Origin of the sequence: Polystyrenella longa, from assembly GCF_007750395.1 — a bacterium.
GTDB lineage: Bacteria > Planctomycetota > Planctomycetia > Planctomycetales > Planctomycetaceae > Polystyrenella > Polystyrenella longa.
The window spans coordinates 1,600,333-1,619,032 of sequence record NZ_CP036281.1 but is presented as its reverse complement, the minus strand read 5'-3'; the positions used below and the strand labels follow the sequence as shown (position 1 = coordinate 1,619,032).

Sequence of the window (18,700 nt, the reverse complement as noted above, 5' to 3'; positions counted from 1 at the left end):
AAACTCGAATTAGTTGGTGTATTCGACCGTTATTGCTGCGGGTTCTGAACAGCTTGTTGTCGCTGAATATGCCACTGCTGGATCTGCTGCAGGACATTTTCAACCGCTTTGAGCGGCTGTGATGATTCTGCTTCGAACCGGAATGTAATTCGGGAATCTTCCGAGGGCGTGTAGTAACAGCTGAAATTGAACTGCCCCGCTTCGGCCCCGGGTTGCAGCATAAAATTATCGATCCCCCATTTGTTTAACAACTGCACAGCCGATTGCCACGTTAAACCGGACTCGGTAGCCGCCATCGCTGTGGGCTGAGCGGCACTGTTTCCAGTTGGGACATTTCCAGTTGGAATATTGTTAAAATTATTTATCGCTGCTGGTTGTTGTTGGGCCTGACTTTCAGCCTGTCCAGACAATTGCATGATGTTGTTCGACTGCTGTTGTGGAAATCCGTCCGTTCCGAAACCAGCGTTGGCGACCGGGTTGTTGTTCTGTTGATTCTGGAAAACCGCATTGTCCTGAAGAGGGACAGGTTGCGTTTCCGTTAAAGCGCCGTCAGGATCGAATTCACCGGGATCGAAAGCGGCAGGCTGATTCTGAAAGTTACTCGCCGTTGCGGCCCCGGTTGCTCCGGCAGCACTGGTATCGCCCATGAACGGATTACGTGGATTGGACTGAGGCTCAGTAGATGCTGGATTACCCGGACTGGCTGTTTCAGCATTATTGTTGTTCAACCGGGCACTGGTCCCAATCGCGAGGCCGAGACCATTTTGGGAATTGTTACTGAGAGTATGGATATCAGGCGTGTTGCCGGATGAAGTTGCGGACGGATTATTCGTGGCGAGACCGGAATTATTCCCAGATGAATTGTCAAACGCCTGCGGCGTACTTCGACCGGATCCTGAAGACAAACCGATCATCGACTGGTTACCTCCAGGTTGGTTATTTCCAGGCTGATTATTGAATCCTTGATTCGTAGCACCGGGCTGGTTGTTGAGGCCCGATTGCATGGCCATATTCTCATTCGGGGTGGCACTGGAAGAATTGGTATAAGAATGACCTGAAAGGGAAAGCCCTGAAGTCGCTTGACCAGGCGGAGGATATTGACCGGCGTTAGGTTGGGCCTGCAGGCCTCCTTCCGGTATGCCATCCGAACTGGGCTGTCCGAGAAGTGCGTTGATTTGCAGCTCGGGAGAGGGCGCGGTCTCGCTTGAGGAGAATGACGGTAGGCCAAACATCGCTAACAGGGGCACAACGACTAACGGAACCAACATCAGGATGGTTGTTAATGGGCCACTCGAAGTTTGTCGCATGAAAGAATCCCTTCTTTCGCTTCAATAAAACGCGGAGCAGTTCTCGTCATCGCATCTCGATCATTGATTTCCCGTCGATGTAATCCGATCGACGGATATCCGACTGACAGCCTGCTCCAGCTGGACAGCAATTGGAAGGGGAACGGATCCATGATCCCCGATATTGGTTATCCTATTCCAAACGGGAAAGTACAACAATTGCAAATAATACAAGCGGTCTACATTTCATCATAATTTCAAGGGACTCGATTTCGTGGACAATCAGGGAGATCACCTAACGTGGAGAAAGTGGGGCGAACGGGCGCCCGAGCGGCAGCACGAATTAGCCAGCACAAACAATCAGGAGCAATCAGCATGACCTATTCCCTTCTATTTACTCATTTTAAAGTTCCTCAACGGACAGTTCTCTCAATTGGCCCCTTTTTTGCACTTGTTAAGAGCGAACATTCCATTAACTTATAAATTATGTGTAGTCGGACCAGCTCTTGAATGGAAACAGAGTGCGACGCTCCTGTGGTATTTTCAGATGATCGTATTCAACCGAAATGCGTAGGGTTTGCGGCGCGGGTCTTAGTTCGTATAAATAAGATGTGTTCGCTGCTTCAGACAGTTCGAAATCACTTCCCTCTGATTTCATGAACCCGTCGTTCTTCGCCAGTCAAAACAGGAAACTTTTCCATGCTTCATCAGACCAAAAGCTATTTTCGGAATTCTTCTAAGAACGAATCCTGTCGCTGCTTGAGTTCTGAAAGAACGAAATCAAAATTGGCCGTTGTGGGGATGCTCTCTCTTTCCTTCCTTGCTGCGAACTCTCTGCTGCAGGCGGAAGAGCCGAATCAGGTTCAACGCTCCACTTCTGCATTGAAGCAAAATCGAGAGCAAAACCCGAAAGTCGTGGACAATCGTGTTCGCCCGGTGAGCGATGTCGTCACCGAAGTGGCCAATCCCAAACTGGCAAAAATGCTGAAGCAATTAGAGAAATGCCAGGAAGAAGTTAATAAACTACAGGACTACACGGCGGACTTTGAAAAATACGAGTTGGTAGACAGAACAGGCCCCGTACGCCAGCAGATGAAAATTAAACATCGCCCCAATCCTTTCAGCGTGCACCTTCAATTTTTGAGTGGGAGTCCGCAGGCTGATCAGGTCCTGTATAGTCAGGGATTTAACCAGGACCAGATACAAGTGAAACTGACCGGAGCGCTTAGCTTGCTGACTTCTTCCGTTAGCTTGCCTCCTCGCGACCCTAAAGCTATGGAGTACAGCCGCCACCCGATTACGGAGATTGGTCTGAAAGGTCTGCTGGAGGGGATCGTCACCATGTGGAAAGACGATCTCAAGTATGCTGACTTGGAAGTTTACTTCTACAAAGATGCCAAGTTGAACCAGAGTTCAACAGCGACCTACTACGCGTTTAAAACAGTGCATCCTCGGCCACGAAATATTCCCCGCTTTCAGGAATCGACTTTGTGGATCGATAAGAAAACCCTGTTGCCGGTGCAGTTGGTTAATAAAGGATTTAATCCGAACGGGGGTGAGGCAGTTCTCGTAGAAATGTACAAGTACACCAATTTGAAAACGAACGTCGGCCTGCAAAATGCGGACTTCGACCCACGACGGTATAATTTCTAAAGCATATCTCCGAATACAAATCGATCGCTTAATGTTTACTGGGTTCGTGAAACCACCCTGCCGGCAAGTTCTCCTGCTCGACTGATTTCGATCGTCGGACTGCGACAAGGACAGAGCGGGGTTGTAATGCTCATGAACTAACGCTTCTTATTTCTTCCGCTTAGACTGGAACTATTCCGTGCCGCGCCTCCTTACGACCATCCCGGAAGTTCGGGATGCCATTTCTACTTGTCGAAAACAGAATGGCGATGAGGCGAAAATCGGGTTTGTACCGACGATGGGTGCCCTGCATCGAGGTCATGCGGCCTTAATAGAAGCGGCTGCCGCAGAATGTGAGACCGTTATCGTCAGCATTTTTGTGAACCCAACTCAGTTTGCCCCCCATGAAGATCTGGACAAGTATCCGCGCACATTAGAAGCAGATCTGGAATTGTGTGACGAATACGGTGCCGCAATTGTGTTTCACCCCTCGGCAAAAGAGATGTACCCCCCCGAGTTTCGTTCGGTGGTCGATGTTGAAGGAGTGACTGGTCTGCTGGAAGGGGAACATCGCCCTACTCACTTTCAGGGCGTGACGACCGTCGTCATGAAGCTATTTAACATTGTGCAGGCAGACCGGGCCTATTTTGGTCAGAAGGATTACCAGCAGCAGATGGTGATTCGCAAAATGGTCGAGGATCTTAACCTTCCAGTTGAAATTGTGACAGTCCCCACCTGGCGCGATCCCGACGGACTGGCTTTAAGCAGCCGTAACAAATTTCTTTCCTCTACGGAACGAGAGCAGGCACTCGTACTTTCACGGGTTTTGAAGAGCACTGCGGATCGAATTCGAACGGGAGAGACTGATTTTCAGATGCTCGTAACGCAAGCGATTGTCGAAATCACCGAGACGGGGCTTAAGCCTGACTACTTCAGCATTGCGAATACGAAGACGTTAGAGAAACTTCAGGCACCGCTGGCCGAGATGGTTTTACTCGTCGCTGCGTATGCCGGATCAACCCGATTGATTGACAACAGCACGGTCAGCCTGTCACATTAACCCGAGGGAACAATTCAGTCCCACAATCCTGTCGCATCGACGATGGCTCTCGTTGACTGTACAATAATTAGCGTCCACTTACAGCGGATATCGATCAAAGTCCGCAGGTTATTGAAATTGTCCCATCTCCATTTCCCACCTGTGAAAAAGTCACTACTGTTCCAAGCGACGGAGTATCTTTCGCCATAAAATAAATCCTGATTGGAAAACACTTTTCGGGATTATCGATTCACACATGTCTGCGCTATTGGGTAGGAGTCCGGATGTTGGACTGTCACCCTTTCATGTGGACTTGTCTTAGTCTGGGTTGCCAGTGAGTGTTGAAGACCAACAACTGATTGAACAGTTTCTGCAGGGGGACGCAGATGCGTTCGACCAATTGATTCTGCGATATCAGGATCGTCTCTTCAACACGCTGCTGCGGATGTTTAACTCCGAGCAGGATGCCCAGGACGCAGTACAGGAAGCCTTCGTGCAGGTCTTTCAGAAGCTGCATACCTTCCAGGGAAAGTCCCAGTTCTATTCCTGGTTGTGCCGCATCGCAATCAATAACGTGCTCACCCAGAAACGAAAACGAAAGCTGGCGACCACGTCGCTGGAGACAGCCAAAGAAAAGGCAGGCATCGAACCGGACGATCACAACCGGGAGAGTCATCCATCTCACCAGTTGGAAACGAGCGAGAATCAGTCGGCCATTCAACGCGCATTAAATGAGCTGGCGGACGATCAGCGTACAGTCATCGTCTTGAAGGAAATCGAAGGCTTGAAGTACGAGGAGATCGCCGAAATTATCGATTGCCCTGTCGGCACGGTCCGCAGCCGAATTCATCGCGCACGATCTGAGCTTCGCCAGAAATTGCAATTTTTATGGGACGATAATCTCCAGCAGTAATCAGGCAGCCTGACGCACATCCGATGAAGCACTTGACTCATCGTTTTCCATATGCGAGGGGCGGGTTCGTTCCCCGTGGAGGATGGCGTAAGCCTCGGTCTCCATTTGCTCCATGCGAAGCTGAATTCGCTGGCGATACTCTTCGATCTCTTCTTTGTTGAGATCGGGCGGAATGGAAATCAGTTCGCTGGCGACCAGCACGGCTCGGCTGAACGGTTTAGGAATGACCAGATTCGTCCAGCTCCCTTTCACCAACCAATGCTTGGCGGAAACTGTCGCCACGCAAATAATGGGCATGCCAGAGCGGGACGCAATGTAGACCACTCCGTTTTTCAATTCATGGTGAGGCCCACGCGGACCATCGGGGGTCATCACCAGGCGCTGTCCTCCAGAACCGGTACTCACCATTTCTTTCAAGGCAGCAACCGCTCCACGACTGGACGAACCGCGAATCGTGCCGAACCCGAGGCATCGCATCGATTCGGCCAGGTATTCGCCATCCTGATGCCGACTGACTAGAGCAGAAATATTGACCGACTTAACGCCGAAGGTCGAGAACAGCAGCTGATCATGCCACACCGAAGATATATGGTTTTCCGGTCGATCTTTCGAAGTATATATCTCGAGATCGAAGGGAGTATAAATTTCCATGCGCAGGGTGCGGAAAAGAGTCCGCGTCATAAAGACGACGGTGCGGGCGGCAATTTTGGTCAGCAGGCGACTACGAATTTTCACGGCGGGACAGTCCTTTGTCTCCTGGCGGAAGGATACAGAGCGGCGAAGGAAAATCGATGAGATTCTGACGGAAGGGCCGCTTTTTCTGGAGGAATTGTAACAAAACCACCGCAGGAAGAAATCCCAGATCTTAATGGTAAAGCGAGTGCCTCAGTGATCCAGATGGCCAAGCCTCAGTTTCGGCGAGAATCACTCGGTTGAGATGCAAGGAGTCGGGCCCGATTCTGTTGATCATTGCGAGCGGCTCGGAGTACTTGAGCTCGCAGCGGATTGATCGCCTGGCGCCGTTGGCGAATAGACGAGATTTCGGCGGTTCGAGTTCGTTCACGGAAGGCCCTCGACACTTGAAGCGGCGGGGTTTGGGCCAACGCTTGCTGAGACCGAGTTGGTGCAGATCGATTGGGCCTTAAGCTACTGGCTGGCCGGTTTCCATGGGTCTGCTGATCACTAATCGGTGTGGCGAAGCTGGGAAATTGTAAGTTATTAAACTGCAACTGAGGCTGTGTATTGGATTGCAGATTCGTCCTCGGAAAGTTGATTTGATTCGGAGTGACTCGCCCAAACTGAAACTGGTTGAAGGAGATCTGCGGACCAAAGGCGGGCTGCGCCTGCAACGGTGACTGATACAGACCGGCTGCCAGGAACGTGAGCAGTAACAGTTTACTCCTCATACCTGAACACATATCCCCGCACTCCAAACTAAAACCGACAAAAAAAGAATCCCGCCAAAATCAATATCGGCGGGATTCCTGTTTGGAATTCAATTTAATGACGTTCAACCTGTGAAGGAGAAGACGTCAGTTACGTCGGAAAGAATTAGTTTCCCTGTGGCAGGTTGAAGTTAGGTAAATTCAGGCCGGGAGGTAGTTGGGGCTGTCCGGCGGACCCCGCCGCATCTTCAGCTCCGATGGGCTGCAGAAGATCCTCTTGGGGAACATGCAGCTTGGCAAAGCTCTCTTCCGAGATCACATAATACCAACTGGCGAACCGTTCGTTACTCTCGGCAGCTTTCTTCTGGCCGTCCTCTTTTCGCTGATTATACGCCTCAAGAGCGGCTTCATAAGCTTGGAAATCCGCCTCGTACTGCTCAAGAGCGGCTTGGTATTCGGCCTCGGGATCGGCAGTTTCGGCTTCGGTCGATTCCTCTTCCGTAGTGGCCTCTTCAGCTGGGGGTTCTTCTTCCGGTGCCGATTCATCCTCGGGCCGTTCAGCGACGGCAGGCTGATTGGAATTCTCGGCTGCTTCCTCTTCCGAAACAGGCTCTTCTGAACCAGGCTCATCAGCAGGTTTTTCTTCTTCAGCAGGTGTTTCCGGTTTCACAGGTTTGGTTGGCTCGACGGGAGCTTCTCCGAGCAGGGATTCATCGAAATCAACCGAGATGAAAAGATACCGACCCTGTTTGAGATTGTCCGATTTATTCTCGTCGGCGGATTCAGTTTCAGTCTCATCCGGGTTTTCCACTTCGCCCTGAGCTGTGGATGCTTCTGCTTCGACAGTAGCCTCATTGGTATCTTCTTCTTTGCTGCCATCGGAGAGAAACCCAGCTTCAATCTCTTCGAGAGAACCACTGAAGACATCACCGAATCGGAGTGTGTAGGCGAGTCCATTAGAGGCACCGAGACCAACCTCTCCCTGATCTGCGTACAGATAGTATTCTTCGTTTTCATTGGGAGCGACATAGAACCCACGAGAAGCGAGGTCCTGTACTAGCCCCTGGAAGATCAACTGGTTCTGTACGATGGATTGATCGATTTCAACGTTCGCGTTGACTCCTTGTGGTTTCTGGCGGACACCGAGCAGTTCCAGATTGTCGAGCGTCGAGCTCATGGTGCGGATCTGGTCCTGATTCACCTGTTGCTCTTCACTTTCAAAACCAGCAAGTTCCCAATCGGAATTGGCGTCTGGACGAGTCAATTCACTGATTGTTCCCTGAGTCAGACCACCTGTTTGGGGGTCAACGGAGTAACGGTTCAACTCGATGTCACGTAAATCAGACTGACTGATTTTGAGCAAATCCTGATCGACCCAGTCACTGAATTTGGTAGAGAGATCGATATCCAGACGAACTTTGTATGTTTCTTTTTCATCCGGCTGACGGACGTAAAATTGATTCGTCTCGCCTTCAACTTGTTTCCCGATGATGTAGTCGACCAGGGTTTCACCCTGCTCGTTTTTGATTGTGATGCGGCTGCCGCGGCCTTCGAGTTTGGCACTTTCCGAACTGCGGGGAGCGATCACTCCGTAACGTTCGTGTTCGGATGATCGACGTCCAGCGAGGGCGTCGCGTTCCAGTCCGATCAGTGAAGCCGCAGTCTTGGCCAGTTTCTCTTCGGCATCAGCGGGATAGTCGTTGTAGCGGGGAATTCGATAAGCCCCATCCTTGAATACGATCGAGAACTCGGGCGATTCCGCCTTTTCTTCGTCGTATGTATATAGATACAGCGAAGCTGCTTCGGTCGGGTCTTTGAATTCCGGATAGAATTCCGTACCGACTTTGGCAAATTCCTGTAATTCGGCCGGTCGGATTGCCGCTTCCGCCCATAAGGCGATTAACAAGGCGGCCGCAGCAAGGCCAACGTAAATGGCTGTTCGTTTTGATTCCTGATTCATCGTCTCTGCATCCCCTGGGGAATGATGTATTAAGTTTTGGGAACGTGATTCGAAATCACTATTTATCAGTCCTGAAACCCTTTGATGAGTCAAGTTGTCTCTTGCTTTGCAGGCCCGAGAGCAGCTCCAACCCAGTTTCAGGAGGATTCTAATTTATAATTCCGTTGTCGGGAATTCACTACTTTACGCGTCGTTCGGTTGAGATACTTCTTCGTTCTGAAACCAACCGCATGCTGACGATCATAATGCCGAGCAACAGAGCGGGTAACGGCGAGAGGAAGGTTGCCCAGTAACGAATCTTATTTTCCGCATGCCGAATTTTTCGCTGCGATTCTGCTCGAGCTTTCTCGATACGGGATTCTTTTTCCTGTTCGATTTTGGTCTCTTCGACTTCCATTTGACGCTGTTCGCTCTGCTGGAGTTGTTCCAGACGAATCTGTTTGAGACGGTCTGTCATTTCCGTATTCGTCCGAATGGCTTCAGCTTTTTCCTGCAAACTTTTACGTCGTTCGGTGAGTTCCTCTTCCGCCGCTTTGGTTGCCGTTTCCCGCTCTTTAGTGAGCTGGCTGGTAAAGGCAGAAGTCATTTTCTCGACGTAAGTCAACGTGCGATGTTTAGCACGGCGTTTGCGTAGCGGAATGAAATCTTCGACGCCAGCGACCTGATCGATCGAGTTCAATATAAAAGTAACGTTATCCAGAGTCACATTTAAATTGTTGGCCCGTCGTTCCTGGAAAAAGAAGTCCGAGATCATATCGATGTCGGCGACGTAGACGACATTTCGGTCTTCGCCCTTCACATAGCAGGCAATGACGTGCGTCTCTGGATCTTTAAAGTAAGATCGATCGGGTTTGATTTGGATCGAAGGAGTTCTCTGGAACATGTTGAAGCTGGGAGAAGTGAATTCATCCCAACCCATCAGGCCAGAGTTTTCGCCTGTAGCCAGCAGCGGTGTGTAGTCGAGGTTGCTGTTGGGGGCAGGTTTGACTGTTCCCGAAAAGAAAGCCAGGACCTCCTGCAGGCCACTCGTAATCGGGTTGGCGGAACTGATCGCCTGCGCGTTGCCACTTTTGGAGGTGACAAACAGAAACTCGGGAGGCACCGCTTCAAACTGAGGATGCGGATTGAATGTGTCCCAGACGATCTGATCGTATTGCCAGATAAGTCCCAACGATTCAAGCAGAGTCGTCGCTTGTCCTTCGCTCGCTTTGGGTTCGGGCTGTTGTTGCTGCATCCCCATCATGCCTCCACCGGGGGCTGGTTTGGGTTGGCGGGGCGCGTTCGAAATTCCCCCGAAGGCGGAACCGAATGCGATCGGCATAGGGTCATCCAGAATCACTGCCGGTGCACCCGATTTGACATAGTCAACAAGGTTTTTCATTTGCGGCTCGGTCAGCGACGATGGCAGAACGGCCAACAGGACATCGATTTCTTCTGCGTTAATTTCGGTGTCGGGAGAAACCTGTTCCACTTCATATTGCTGTTTGAGTTCCCGGATGATTTCCCAACTGTTTCCTCCAGACATGACGTTGGCATCCGTGGTCAACACACCCAGCTTTAATCGCTCATTGTTGGAAACAGTTTGCAAAGATCGTGTGAGTTCGTATTCGATGGGGGTCCCGGGACCAACGAGAGGAATGACGACTTCGTCGTAGCTGCTGGTCAGGACGACGCCCATGTAGATACGAATTTCCTGCCGGCGGCCATCCTGTTCTGTTACGACACTCGTGGGTTGAACTCCAAGAATTTCCGCTTCTTCTGCTTCATCGCTGTAGACTTCTACATCGACAATTCGGACATCGATGCTACTACCGCCGAGCTTGCCATACTGCTTAAGGAGACCGATCAATTTGCTGCGGGCATCGACATATTCGCGGGGAACGTTTTTGCTGATGAATGCCTGAATCGTTATTGGTCGATTTTCATCGATCTCCTCAATCATGTTCCGAGTGGTATCGGACAGACTGTAGATCTGTTCGCTGGTCGCATCGGCCTGCATGGACAGCAGACCGACGACATTATTCGAATACAGCAGGGCGAAAAGCAGTACTCCAATCGAAGCCCCCCGAATCATGTAATGTCCGCCCATATGCTCCCGTGCTGAATTCGACCAGTGACGTCGGCTGATAAGGATGTAATTCAGATAGAGGAAGAAGATGGTCAGAAAAACAAAATACAGAACGCCGCTTAAAGGAATCAGCCCGATGGTGAAGTCGCTGAGCTGGCTGGAGAGACTGAGTCCCCGCAGAACCTCACTACCGGGTGCAATGCGATCGATGAATACGGGAACGGCACAGAGAGTCGTTCCCCAGACGAAAGCAATCGTCGCGTTATTCGTCAGTGCGGAAGCAAACATACCGACGCTGATGAGTGACGCGCCTGCGAGCCAGTAGCCGAGATAGGTCGCGATCATGAGTGGGATATCGGGCTCACCGATGACCATCAGCACGATGACGTGACTGATTGAGAAAAAGAGCCCCGCGGTATATACAGCCAGACTGGCGAAGTATTTTCCCAGCAGAATTTCGACGTCGGACGCAGGTAAAGTAAAGAGCAGCTCTTCGGTTCCCAGCTTCTTCTCTTCCGACCAGGTGGTCATGGTGATCGCTGGGATCAGAAAGAGGAGCAGCATCGGGAAGTAGAGGCTGAGCTGATCGAGATTCGCCAGATTGTTCGTGAAGAAAAGCGGATTGAAAGCCAGAAACGCACCGGCGACTACGAACACTACAATGATCAAGTAACCAAGAGCGCTCGAAAAATAGCTCTGTACGTTGCGCTGAAACACCGCTTTCAGTACATGCATTCGCAACATGGATGTTGTTCCTCTGGATTCCTGTTAAGTCGCAGCCCGAAGGCTGATTCCTGAAGAGAAATTGTTTTATTGTTTGTCACGGAGTGTTTGATAAACGATCACCGAAATCACACTTTGCAATTGCCGGTTAACTCGCGGAAACGGTCTTCGAGATTGTTCTCAGTCCCTGCCATTTCCGAAACGGATCCGTCAAAGACTAATCGACCGGAGCTGATGAGAAGCACACGGTCGCAGACCGCTTCGACTTCGCTCAGAATATGGGTCGAGAGCAACAAGGTTTTTGATTTACCGAGATTCCGGATTAATGTCCGGACCTCATGGACCTGGTTCGGGTCGAGCCCACTGGTAGGCTCATCGAGAATCAGAACCTCGGGGTCGTGTAACAGGGCGTGCGCCATACCAACCCGCTGTCGATAACCACGAGACAGCTTGCTAATCGCTTTATTCCAAACCGTGTTCAATGAGCATTGTTCGCAAACGTAATCTAGCCGTTCCTGTAACTTTGAACCGGACAGGTTACGGGCAGAACCCATGTATTTCAGAAAACTCGCGGGAGTCATTTCGTTGTAGAGTGGGCCATTCTCGGGTAGGTAGCCGATTTTCTGGCTGGCCAGAATCCGTTCTTCCTGCTCTTGCATTAAATGGCCGGCGATGCGTGACTCCCCCTTGGAGGGAGCCAGAAAACCGGTCAGCATTTTCATGGTGGTCGATTTACCGGCACCATTCGGCCCGAGGAAGGCGACAATCTCACCTTGGGAAACGGAAAAGGTGACGTCTTCGGTCGCGATGAATGGGCCGTAGTACTTACTCAAACCGCGGGATTCGATCACGGCTGCCCCATTCGTTTTGGCAACAGGTTTCGCGGTAGAATTTTCCATCGGTGATACTCCTGAGTCGGGCAGGAAACAGACTTATATGGGATTAAAATCGGTCAACACTAGAAGAAGTTACTGTAGGGTCAACTGTGATATATACATCAGAATCAAGACATTTTAAACACGACAACATCAATTGAATTAAGAGATAATTGAAGTACAGAGGACTTGAAGAATGGGCAACACGGGACGTTATCGGAATGTGTTGCAATGACAGTCGGTCGCAGATTCAACATCGTAGCGACCCAATTTATTTAAGGGATGACGTTACCCTGAGGAATAACGTGGCAGGCAGGAAGAAAGAGTAAGTGTATGTTGTACTCAGCAGTTACCTGTTGGGGCAACTCACTCCCGATGAATTCCTGCCCTGCTCTACAGATTCGACCGAAAGCTTGCGAATACGATGCTCTGAAATTGAGACGGGTAACTTATTTCTTCCAGACCAGTTCTATGGTGCGATACGTTTGGTATGAGATGACTGTTGGAAAAGTTCGGAGAAGTCGATCTGAGAATTCTAAACGCGTCTCACATCCAGCCCTCATCTCCCCAATGAAGGTTCACTTTCTGCAACCGTTTTCAGAATACCAATGAGAACGGGCCCTTTCTTCACGTGTTTTTCGCGACGGAAGAAAAGGCCCGATTGCTCTGGGTGGGATGCGAGTCCCTAATTCAACTGGCTGAACTTCACACCATAGTTATCGAAGATCGCCTGAATGTATTTCTGTCGAACTTCTTGATTCTCTTCAAGAATGGAACGAGCATACTGTGATGGCCCCAGGAACTGTTGAAGACGGAGTGAGCGATTCAGCGAGTCTGTAAAGCTGGAGTACAACGTCGTCATCTGTGCTTCCTCAGATGGTTCACGAGAAACCACTTTAACGACGTAGAATATTTCTCCACCACTGTTGGGGACAACTTTCACATCGCCGACTTCCATACCATCGAAGGTTAACTGCATGAACTCTTCACCAACGGCTTCGAGCCCTTCGATATTGGAATTGAGTTGGACCTGAGTCTGCGGAGCAAAGCTCTGTTGACCGCGAGTTGAGACTTCCACCAACCAGGAAAATGGCTCAATGCGAATGAAGTTGAGTTTTTCAGAACCTTCTTCGCCGGTAACAGTCATATCAGTAATCGATTCAGCAATTTTCCCATCGTTGTTCCGAATCTTTTCGGCGACTTCCTGAGCACGTTTCAGTGCGGGTCCTTTTGCCCGGTCATTGATGATCGCCGCAATAACGGCTTTGCGAACGTCCCCTTCCAAAGGAGGAACATGAGTCGCTACATCTTCAGTTTTCCAATAAGCGTAGTGATTATTGTCCAAAAAGACTCCGGACGTGTGGAACGGAACGTATTTGAGATCCGACTGTGGTTGGAAAACGGTGTACCAGACAGGGTCGCTATTCGGCGAGAACGTCTGATCGGGAGAAGCAGCCCGTGTCGAGTTTCCGATTTCGAGTGCGGGATCGAATTCCGCCTCTTCCTCAGGAGTACTCAATTGACGGATATCAACCAGACCAGTAGATCGATAAACCAAGCCCGTTTCTTCTGCGATTTTTTTCAACGCAGCCGTCATCTCCTGACGAACAGGTTTCAGTTCGGCCTGTAATCGCGTGTTCAACTCGTCACGAGTCAAGTCTTTGTTTTCTTTCTGAATTTTCTCTTGCATTTCGAGGCTTTTTTCGCGGTAGGTTTCGGCCAGTCCCTGCATTTTACCAAGACCCACTTCCAACTGCTCATACATTAACTTGTTGATTTTCTGGTTAACCAACTGCTCCCGAATTTCAGCACGGAGATCTTCATCCAAGGGACGAAACTCTTCCACTTCCTCGGTTACAACCTCTTCAGTGGCAGTTTCTTCTACCGGAGTTTCTTCAGCGGGTGTTTCCGAAGCAGCTTCTGCTTCTTCTGTTGCCGGTTTTTCTTCGGCTGCTGGTTTCTCTTCTTCCTCAGCGGGAGCTGCTGCTTCTGCAGGAGCAGTATCGCTGGCAGATCCAGCTTCGTCCTGCACAGAAGCTAAAGCACTGGAGCTAGACTGCAGCAGTGAAGACTGGGGTTCTTCAGTCGCTTCGGGAGTCGGCTCAGGAGTTGCTTCGGTTTCAGTAGCAGACTCTTCAGGGGCTGGCTTTTCGGTTGGTTTTTCCTCAGCGGGTTTTTCTTCGGCAGGGGCTTCTTCCGGTGTGGCTTCTGGCTCCGTCGATTCTGGCTCCGGAGATTCACTCTCCGCTGGCTCTTCCGTCTCGGCGGGAGTTGAATTTGTTTCAGGAGCGGTCATTTCGGGACCGGAGGGGGCTGCGGTATCTTCGCTTTCCGCTGGGAAGGCATTGATGTTGCGGTAAGTCTCTTTATTCTCTTCGTAAAACGCTTCGATCTCTTCGTCGGCGACTTCTACTTTAGCGGCCAGTTCGTCCTGCAGAGTGGTGCGATCTGCCATCAGGTATTCCAAGTTCACCTTACGAGGCACACGGAAACCGGGTGAGCTCGCGGTTAGTTCGCCGGGAAGTCGATCTTTGAATCGTTCGAAGTATTCTTCAATTTCGGTGTCGGTGGGATCGTTATTCACTTCGGGAATAAAATTGGATGTCGCTATCGGAATGACCTGCAATTCCTGCTGAATTTGAGTTCTACGGAAAGTTTCCCAATAGTCGGCGGGTGTTGGGTTCAGGTGTCGGATGTGCAATTTGTAAGCGAGCATCGCTTTCAGTTCGCTACGAATTGCTTCGTAAACGGCGGGCCCTGTCACATTCATTTGGTCCAGCGTTTCCTGGTACACTTTCGTCGTCATTTTTTCCTGAGTGATCTCATTAATGAAATCACCAATGACCTGGTCGGTTACGGCCACTCGCAAATCGGTGCCGATATCTCGCAGAACAGAACCCAGAACGACATCCTGACGGGGTTCCAGTCCAAAACCGAAGCGAAAACCGCCCCCCTGCATCTGCAGAGCTTGTTCACCCATTGACTGGTATTGAGCCTGACCAATGAACTGATTCGCCATGTTGCGTTGTTCGAGGAGTTTATTCAGCTCCACCTGGTCCATCGGTTTGTCTTGAATCGTGACCGGAGCCTCGGGGGTGGCAAAGCCAGTAAACTGGGCTCCCAGGATCGCTCCGGCGAGCATGCCGACACCGGTGTAGATCACGCGACGTCCGGATGCTTTACCGACGAAGAAGAACAGAATGGCTCCCAATAATGCCCCAATGACGACCGGTAACTGCTCTGGTCGCAGCATGTCGAGCACGATGAAAGCGAACATCGACAATCCAATGAGAGCGACGGTCAATTCTTTGGCATATTTTCGGAAAATCGAGAATGGAGAACTCATGGGACGCGAGCTGTTTCTTTAGATAAAGGTACAGATGGGACGATGTCAGAAATGCCAAGAGCCTTGACAGCGACCGGAACAATGGTTTATGGATTGCCGATTAAACCATTCCCGGACGCCGAGGTTTGGATTGGTCGTCAGTATTATTGGAACCTCTTATTAAAAGGTTCAACTCTGACATCATCCGATAAAACGGCGTTATTTGAGATTGGTACAGTATACAAGTTTATTGTTTTTGGAAGCGATTGAAACATATCTGACAGCGATTGTCAGATTAATCTCATTCGCAAAAAAGAGTCAACCAGACAGAAAAGCTGGACAACCTCTTTCACTTTGTATGGTATGCAGGCAGTTTCCTGTTGGAAAAAGCTTCCTTAAAAGGACAACCGTTTCTACTGACGAAATTGGGCCGGACAGCCTGTTCGACAGAACACGAAAGCCTGAACATCGTCCCGCATTGTAGCTTTCAACGCAACCGAAGCAAGAGCAGCGTGTTAGCGAGAATTAAATAATCGACTTGAGAAAAGATAGGTAATTTCCCGAAGGACCTCCAAGGGGATGGCTTTTCGACGTGACCCAGGGCAGTCAACGGTATCTACCGTAAGACAATACCAGTGACAGCCCGATCTCAGTAATGACGACACAACTATATAAGTACTTAAATTATACCGAAACTGGGAATCTGTACCGGTTTCGCCTGACATTTCCGCAGCACTCTTATCCAACCAGCATGCTCGACCAACCTCAGCACACTGGAACTGGAGTATCGGCCATCGTGAGCAAAAAGAAAAAAGCTCTGGTAATTGTAGAATCGCCCGCCAAGGCAAAAAAAATCTCGGGCTATCTGGGCCCCGATTATATTGTGAAGGCGAGTATGGGGCACGTGCGCGATTTGCCAGCCAGCGCAAGCGAAATTCCCAAAGCGGTTAAAAAAGAGGACTGGGCGACGCTGAGCGTCAACGTGAATAACAATTTTGAGCCGCTTTATGTGGTCCCCAAAGAGAAAAAGAAGCTCATTAAAGAGCTCAAAGACGACCTTGCCCAGTCCGAGGAACTCCTGATCGCGACGGACGAAGACCGCGAAGGAGAAAGCATCGGCTGGCACCTGATTCAGTTGCTGGAACCCAAAGTCCCCGTTAAGCGGATGGTTTTCTCCGAGATCACCAAAGAAGCAATTCTTGAGGCGATCGGGAATCCACGGGAACTGGACGAGGATCTCGTAGCGGCACAGGAAACTCGCCGAGTGGTCGACCGCCTGTACGGATACACCCTGAGCCCCCTCCTCTGGAAAAAAGTCAAACCCAGAATTTCAGCGGGCCGAGTGCAATCGGTGGCCGTGCGCGTTCTCGTCCAGCGGGAATGGGAGCGAATTGCTTTCCATAGCGGTACCTATTGGGACCTGAAAGCACTGCTGAAAACCACAGAAAATCAGGAATTCGAAGCAACCCTCTCGACAGTCGACGGAAAGAAAGTCGCCTCGGGTAAGGATTTCGATGAGAACACGGGGAAGCTCAAAGAGGGCTCCGATGTTGTTCTTTTGAATGAGTCGGACGCGACGGGACTTGTCACTAAATTGAAGACGGCCGATTGGCAGGTCAGCGATGTTGAAGAACGAAATCAGGTTCGACGACCTTACCCGCCGTTCACGACGAGTACGCTGCAGCAGGAATCAAACCGAAAATTGAATATGTCCGCCCGGGACACGATGCGAGTCGCGCAGCGGTTGTATGAAAACGGTCAGATCACTTACATGCGTACTGACAGTGTCAACCTTTCACAGGAAGCGATCACGGCCGCCCGTAAATGCGTGAATGACCGCTACGGCGACGAATATCTGTACTCGGAAGTTCGCCAGTTCTCCAATAAGTCTAAAAACGCGCAGGAGGCTCACGAAGCGATTCGACCTGCGGGTACTAAAATGAAGACTGCCGAGGAGCTGGGACTGACCGGACAGGAAGCCAAACTTTACGCATTGATTTGGAAAAGAACGGTTGCCACGCAGATGGAAGAAGCCAAGCTTCTCTTCCAATCAGTGACGATTAAATCTGAAAACACCGAATTCCGCGCCTCTGGCCGGCACGTTGTCTTTCCCGGTTTCTTCCGGGCGTATGTGGAAGGATCTGACGACCCTGAAGCCGCACTCGACGACCAGGAATCGGCTCTGCCGCCGCTGAAAAAGGAAGACAAACTTAAGTGTGATAACCCAGAGGCGATCAGTCACGAAACAAAACCACCCGCGCGATATACGGAGGCTTCTCTTGTTCGCAAACTGGAATCGGAAGCGATTGGGCGACCATCTACGTATGCAAGCATTATCGGTACGATTCAGGACCGGGGTTATTCAATTAAATCCGGAAATCAGTTGATTCCGACGTACCTCGGCATGGCAGTCACCAATCTGCTGGAACTCTTCTTCCCGAACTTGGTCGACCTGAATTTCACAGCGAGAATGGAACAGTCCCTCGACGACATTGCGACAGGCGACGGGGAACGGCTTCCCTACCTGGAGCGGTTCTATCAAGGTGAAGAAGGACTCAGCAATCAGGTCAAAGTCAAAGAGGAAACGATTGACCCGCGGGCAGCCTGTACGCTGAAGTTCAGAAACATCGACACCGATATTCGAGTTGGTAAGTATGGCCCATTCGTCGAACGCATGATGGAAGATGGGGAGTCGATTACGGTTTCCATTCCCGATGAAATTCCTCCTGCTGAATTGACGGGCGAAACGGTTGATAAGCTGGTTCTCCTCAAAGCACAGGGACCACAGTCGCTCGGTTCCAATGAAGATGGACTGCCGATCTATGTAAAAAGTGGCCCCTTCGGTCCGTATGTGCAACTGGGGGATATCGACGAAGAAGCAGAAACGAAACCGAAACGAGTCAGTATCCCCAAGAACATCGATGCGACCACCGTCGGTTTGGAGATGGCACAGAAGTTATTGGAACTTCCCAAACGCCTGGGGCGACACCCTGAAACAACCAAAGTGGTGAATGCCGGGGTCGGCCGGTTTGGCCCTTATGTCACGCACGACAAAATCTTCAAATCATTCGGTAAGGATGGCACCACGGAAATCGACGGCGTGAAGTATGACGTCATGAATGTGACGCTCGACGCCGCGATTGAAATGTTGAAGACGGCGAAACGGAAAGCGGCTCCCGAACCGATTAAAACGCTGGGGAACTTCCCCGAAGAAGACAAGCCGGTTGCTATTTTCGACGGACGATATGGTCCTTACATCAAGTATGGTCGTATCAATGTGACGGTTCCCAAAGAGAAAGACATTGATTCCATCACGCTGGAAGAGGCAGTTGTACTGATCAACCAGAAGGCCGAACAAAAAGGGATCAAAAAGACACCCACCAAAAAGAAGGCCTCGAAGAAAAAAGCGGCCAAAAAGAAAGCTACCAAGAAGAAGTCCGCAAAGAAAAAAGCGGCTAAAAAGACGGCCAAAAAAGAGGAGAGTTAAACTTCAG

Annotated in this window: 11 protein-coding genes; 5 read left to right on the top strand and 6 right to left on the bottom strand. The window is 50.4% G+C overall.

Annotation, left to right across the window (positions count from 1 at the left end; translation table 11 throughout):
* Positions 1-29 precede the first annotated feature (29 nt).
* Positions 30-1,307, bottom strand: coding sequence for a hypothetical protein (locus tag Pla110_RS06040; RefSeq protein WP_144994228.1), 1,278 nt, complete (start codon positions 1,305-1,307; stop codon positions 30-32).
* A 678-nt stretch (positions 1,308-1,985) separates the two neighbouring features.
* Here Pla110_RS06040 and Pla110_RS06035 point away from each other — a divergent pair.
* From Pla110_RS06035 to Pla110_RS06025, 3 genes are all read left to right on the top strand, one after another.
* Entirely contained in the window at positions 1,986-2,939 is a 954-nt protein-coding gene (locus Pla110_RS06035; protein ID WP_144994226.1) for a DUF1571 domain-containing protein, read from the top strand.
* A gap of 178 nt (positions 2,940-3,117) precedes the next feature.
* A complete protein-coding gene (gene panC / locus Pla110_RS06030) occupies positions 3,118-3,978 on the top strand; it encodes a pantoate--beta-alanine ligase (RefSeq protein WP_144994224.1) in 861 nt (286 codons plus the stop codon).
* Between the two features lie 313 nt (positions 3,979-4,291).
* Positions 4,292-4,870, top strand: a complete 579-nt coding sequence (locus tag Pla110_RS06025; RefSeq protein WP_144994222.1) for an RNA polymerase sigma factor — start codon at positions 4,292-4,294, stop codon at positions 4,868-4,870.
* Here Pla110_RS06025 and Pla110_RS06020 read toward each other — a convergent pair whose 3' ends face one another.
* From Pla110_RS06020 to Pla110_RS06000, 5 genes are all read right to left on the bottom strand, one after another.
* Positions 4,871-5,605 carry a lysophospholipid acyltransferase family protein gene (locus Pla110_RS06020; RefSeq protein ID WP_144994220.1) on the bottom strand — a complete coding sequence of 245 codons (735 nt, stop codon included), beginning with the start codon at positions 5,603-5,605 and terminating at the stop codon, positions 4,871-4,873.
* Between the two features lie 816 nt (positions 5,606-6,421).
* Entirely contained in the window at positions 6,422-8,215 is a 1,794-nt protein-coding gene (locus Pla110_RS06015; RefSeq protein ID WP_144994218.1) for a DUF4340 domain-containing protein, read from the bottom strand.
* Positions 8,216-8,393: 178 nt separating this feature from the next.
* A complete protein-coding gene (locus Pla110_RS06010; protein WP_144994216.1) occupies positions 8,394-11,027 on the bottom strand; it encodes a Gldg family protein in 2,634 nt (877 codons plus the stop codon).
* Positions 11,028-11,134: 107 nt separating this feature from the next.
* Complete coding sequence (locus tag Pla110_RS06005) at positions 11,135-11,905, bottom strand: ABC transporter ATP-binding protein (protein ID WP_144994214.1); 771 nt, start codon at positions 11,903-11,905, stop codon at positions 11,135-11,137.
* A gap of 661 nt (positions 11,906-12,566) precedes the next feature.
* Positions 12,567-15,227, bottom strand: coding sequence for a hypothetical protein (locus Pla110_RS06000; protein WP_144994212.1), 2,661 nt, complete (start codon positions 15,225-15,227; stop codon positions 12,567-12,569).
* Between the two features lie 42 nt (positions 15,228-15,269).
* Here Pla110_RS06000 and Pla110_RS05995 point away from each other — a divergent pair, with 42 nt between their 5' ends.
* Both Pla110_RS05995 and topA read left to right on the top strand, forming a co-directional pair.
* The gene (locus Pla110_RS05995) at positions 15,270-15,476 is read left to right on the top strand and encodes a hypothetical protein (RefSeq protein WP_144994211.1); all 207 of its coding nucleotides are present in this window, start codon (positions 15,270-15,272) and stop codon (positions 15,474-15,476) included.
* 481 nt (positions 15,477-15,957) lie between these two features.
* Positions 15,958-18,693 carry a type I DNA topoisomerase gene (gene topA / locus Pla110_RS05990; protein ID WP_144999606.1) on the top strand — a complete coding sequence of 912 codons (2,736 nt, stop codon included), beginning with the start codon at positions 15,958-15,960 and terminating at the stop codon, positions 18,691-18,693.
* Positions 18,694-18,700: the final 7 nt, after the last annotated feature.

What these genes read in the sequence shown, in the direction of transcription:
- Pla110_RS06040 (WP_144994228.1), bottom strand. Translation starts at nt 1,307, where the DNA reads ATGCGACAAACTTCGAGTGGCCCATTAACAACCATCCTGATGTTGGTT.
- Pla110_RS06035 (WP_144994226.1), top strand. Translation starts at nt 1,986, where the DNA reads ATGCTTCATCAGACCAAAAGCTATTTTCGGAATTCTTCTAAGAACGAA.
- Pla110_RS06015 (WP_144994218.1), bottom strand. Translation starts at nt 8,215, where the DNA reads ATGAATCAGGAATCAAAACGAACAGCCATTTACGTTGGCCTTGCTGCG.
- Pla110_RS06010 (WP_144994216.1), bottom strand. Translation starts at nt 11,027, where the DNA reads ATGTTGCGAATGCATGTACTGAAAGCGGTGTTTCAGCGCAACGTACAG.
- Pla110_RS06005 (WP_144994214.1), bottom strand. Translation starts at nt 11,905, where the DNA reads ATGGAAAATTCTACCGCGAAACCTGTTGCCAAAACGAATGGGGCAGCC.
- Pla110_RS06000 (WP_144994212.1), bottom strand. Translation starts at nt 15,227, where the DNA reads ATGAGTTCTCCATTCTCGATTTTCCGAAAATATGCCAAAGAATTGACC.
- Pla110_RS05995 (WP_144994211.1), top strand. Translation starts at nt 15,270, where the DNA reads ATGTCAGAAATGCCAAGAGCCTTGACAGCGACCGGAACAATGGTTTAT.
- topA (WP_144999606.1), top strand. Translation starts at nt 15,958, where the DNA reads ATGCTCGACCAACCTCAGCACACTGGAACTGGAGTATCGGCCATCGTG.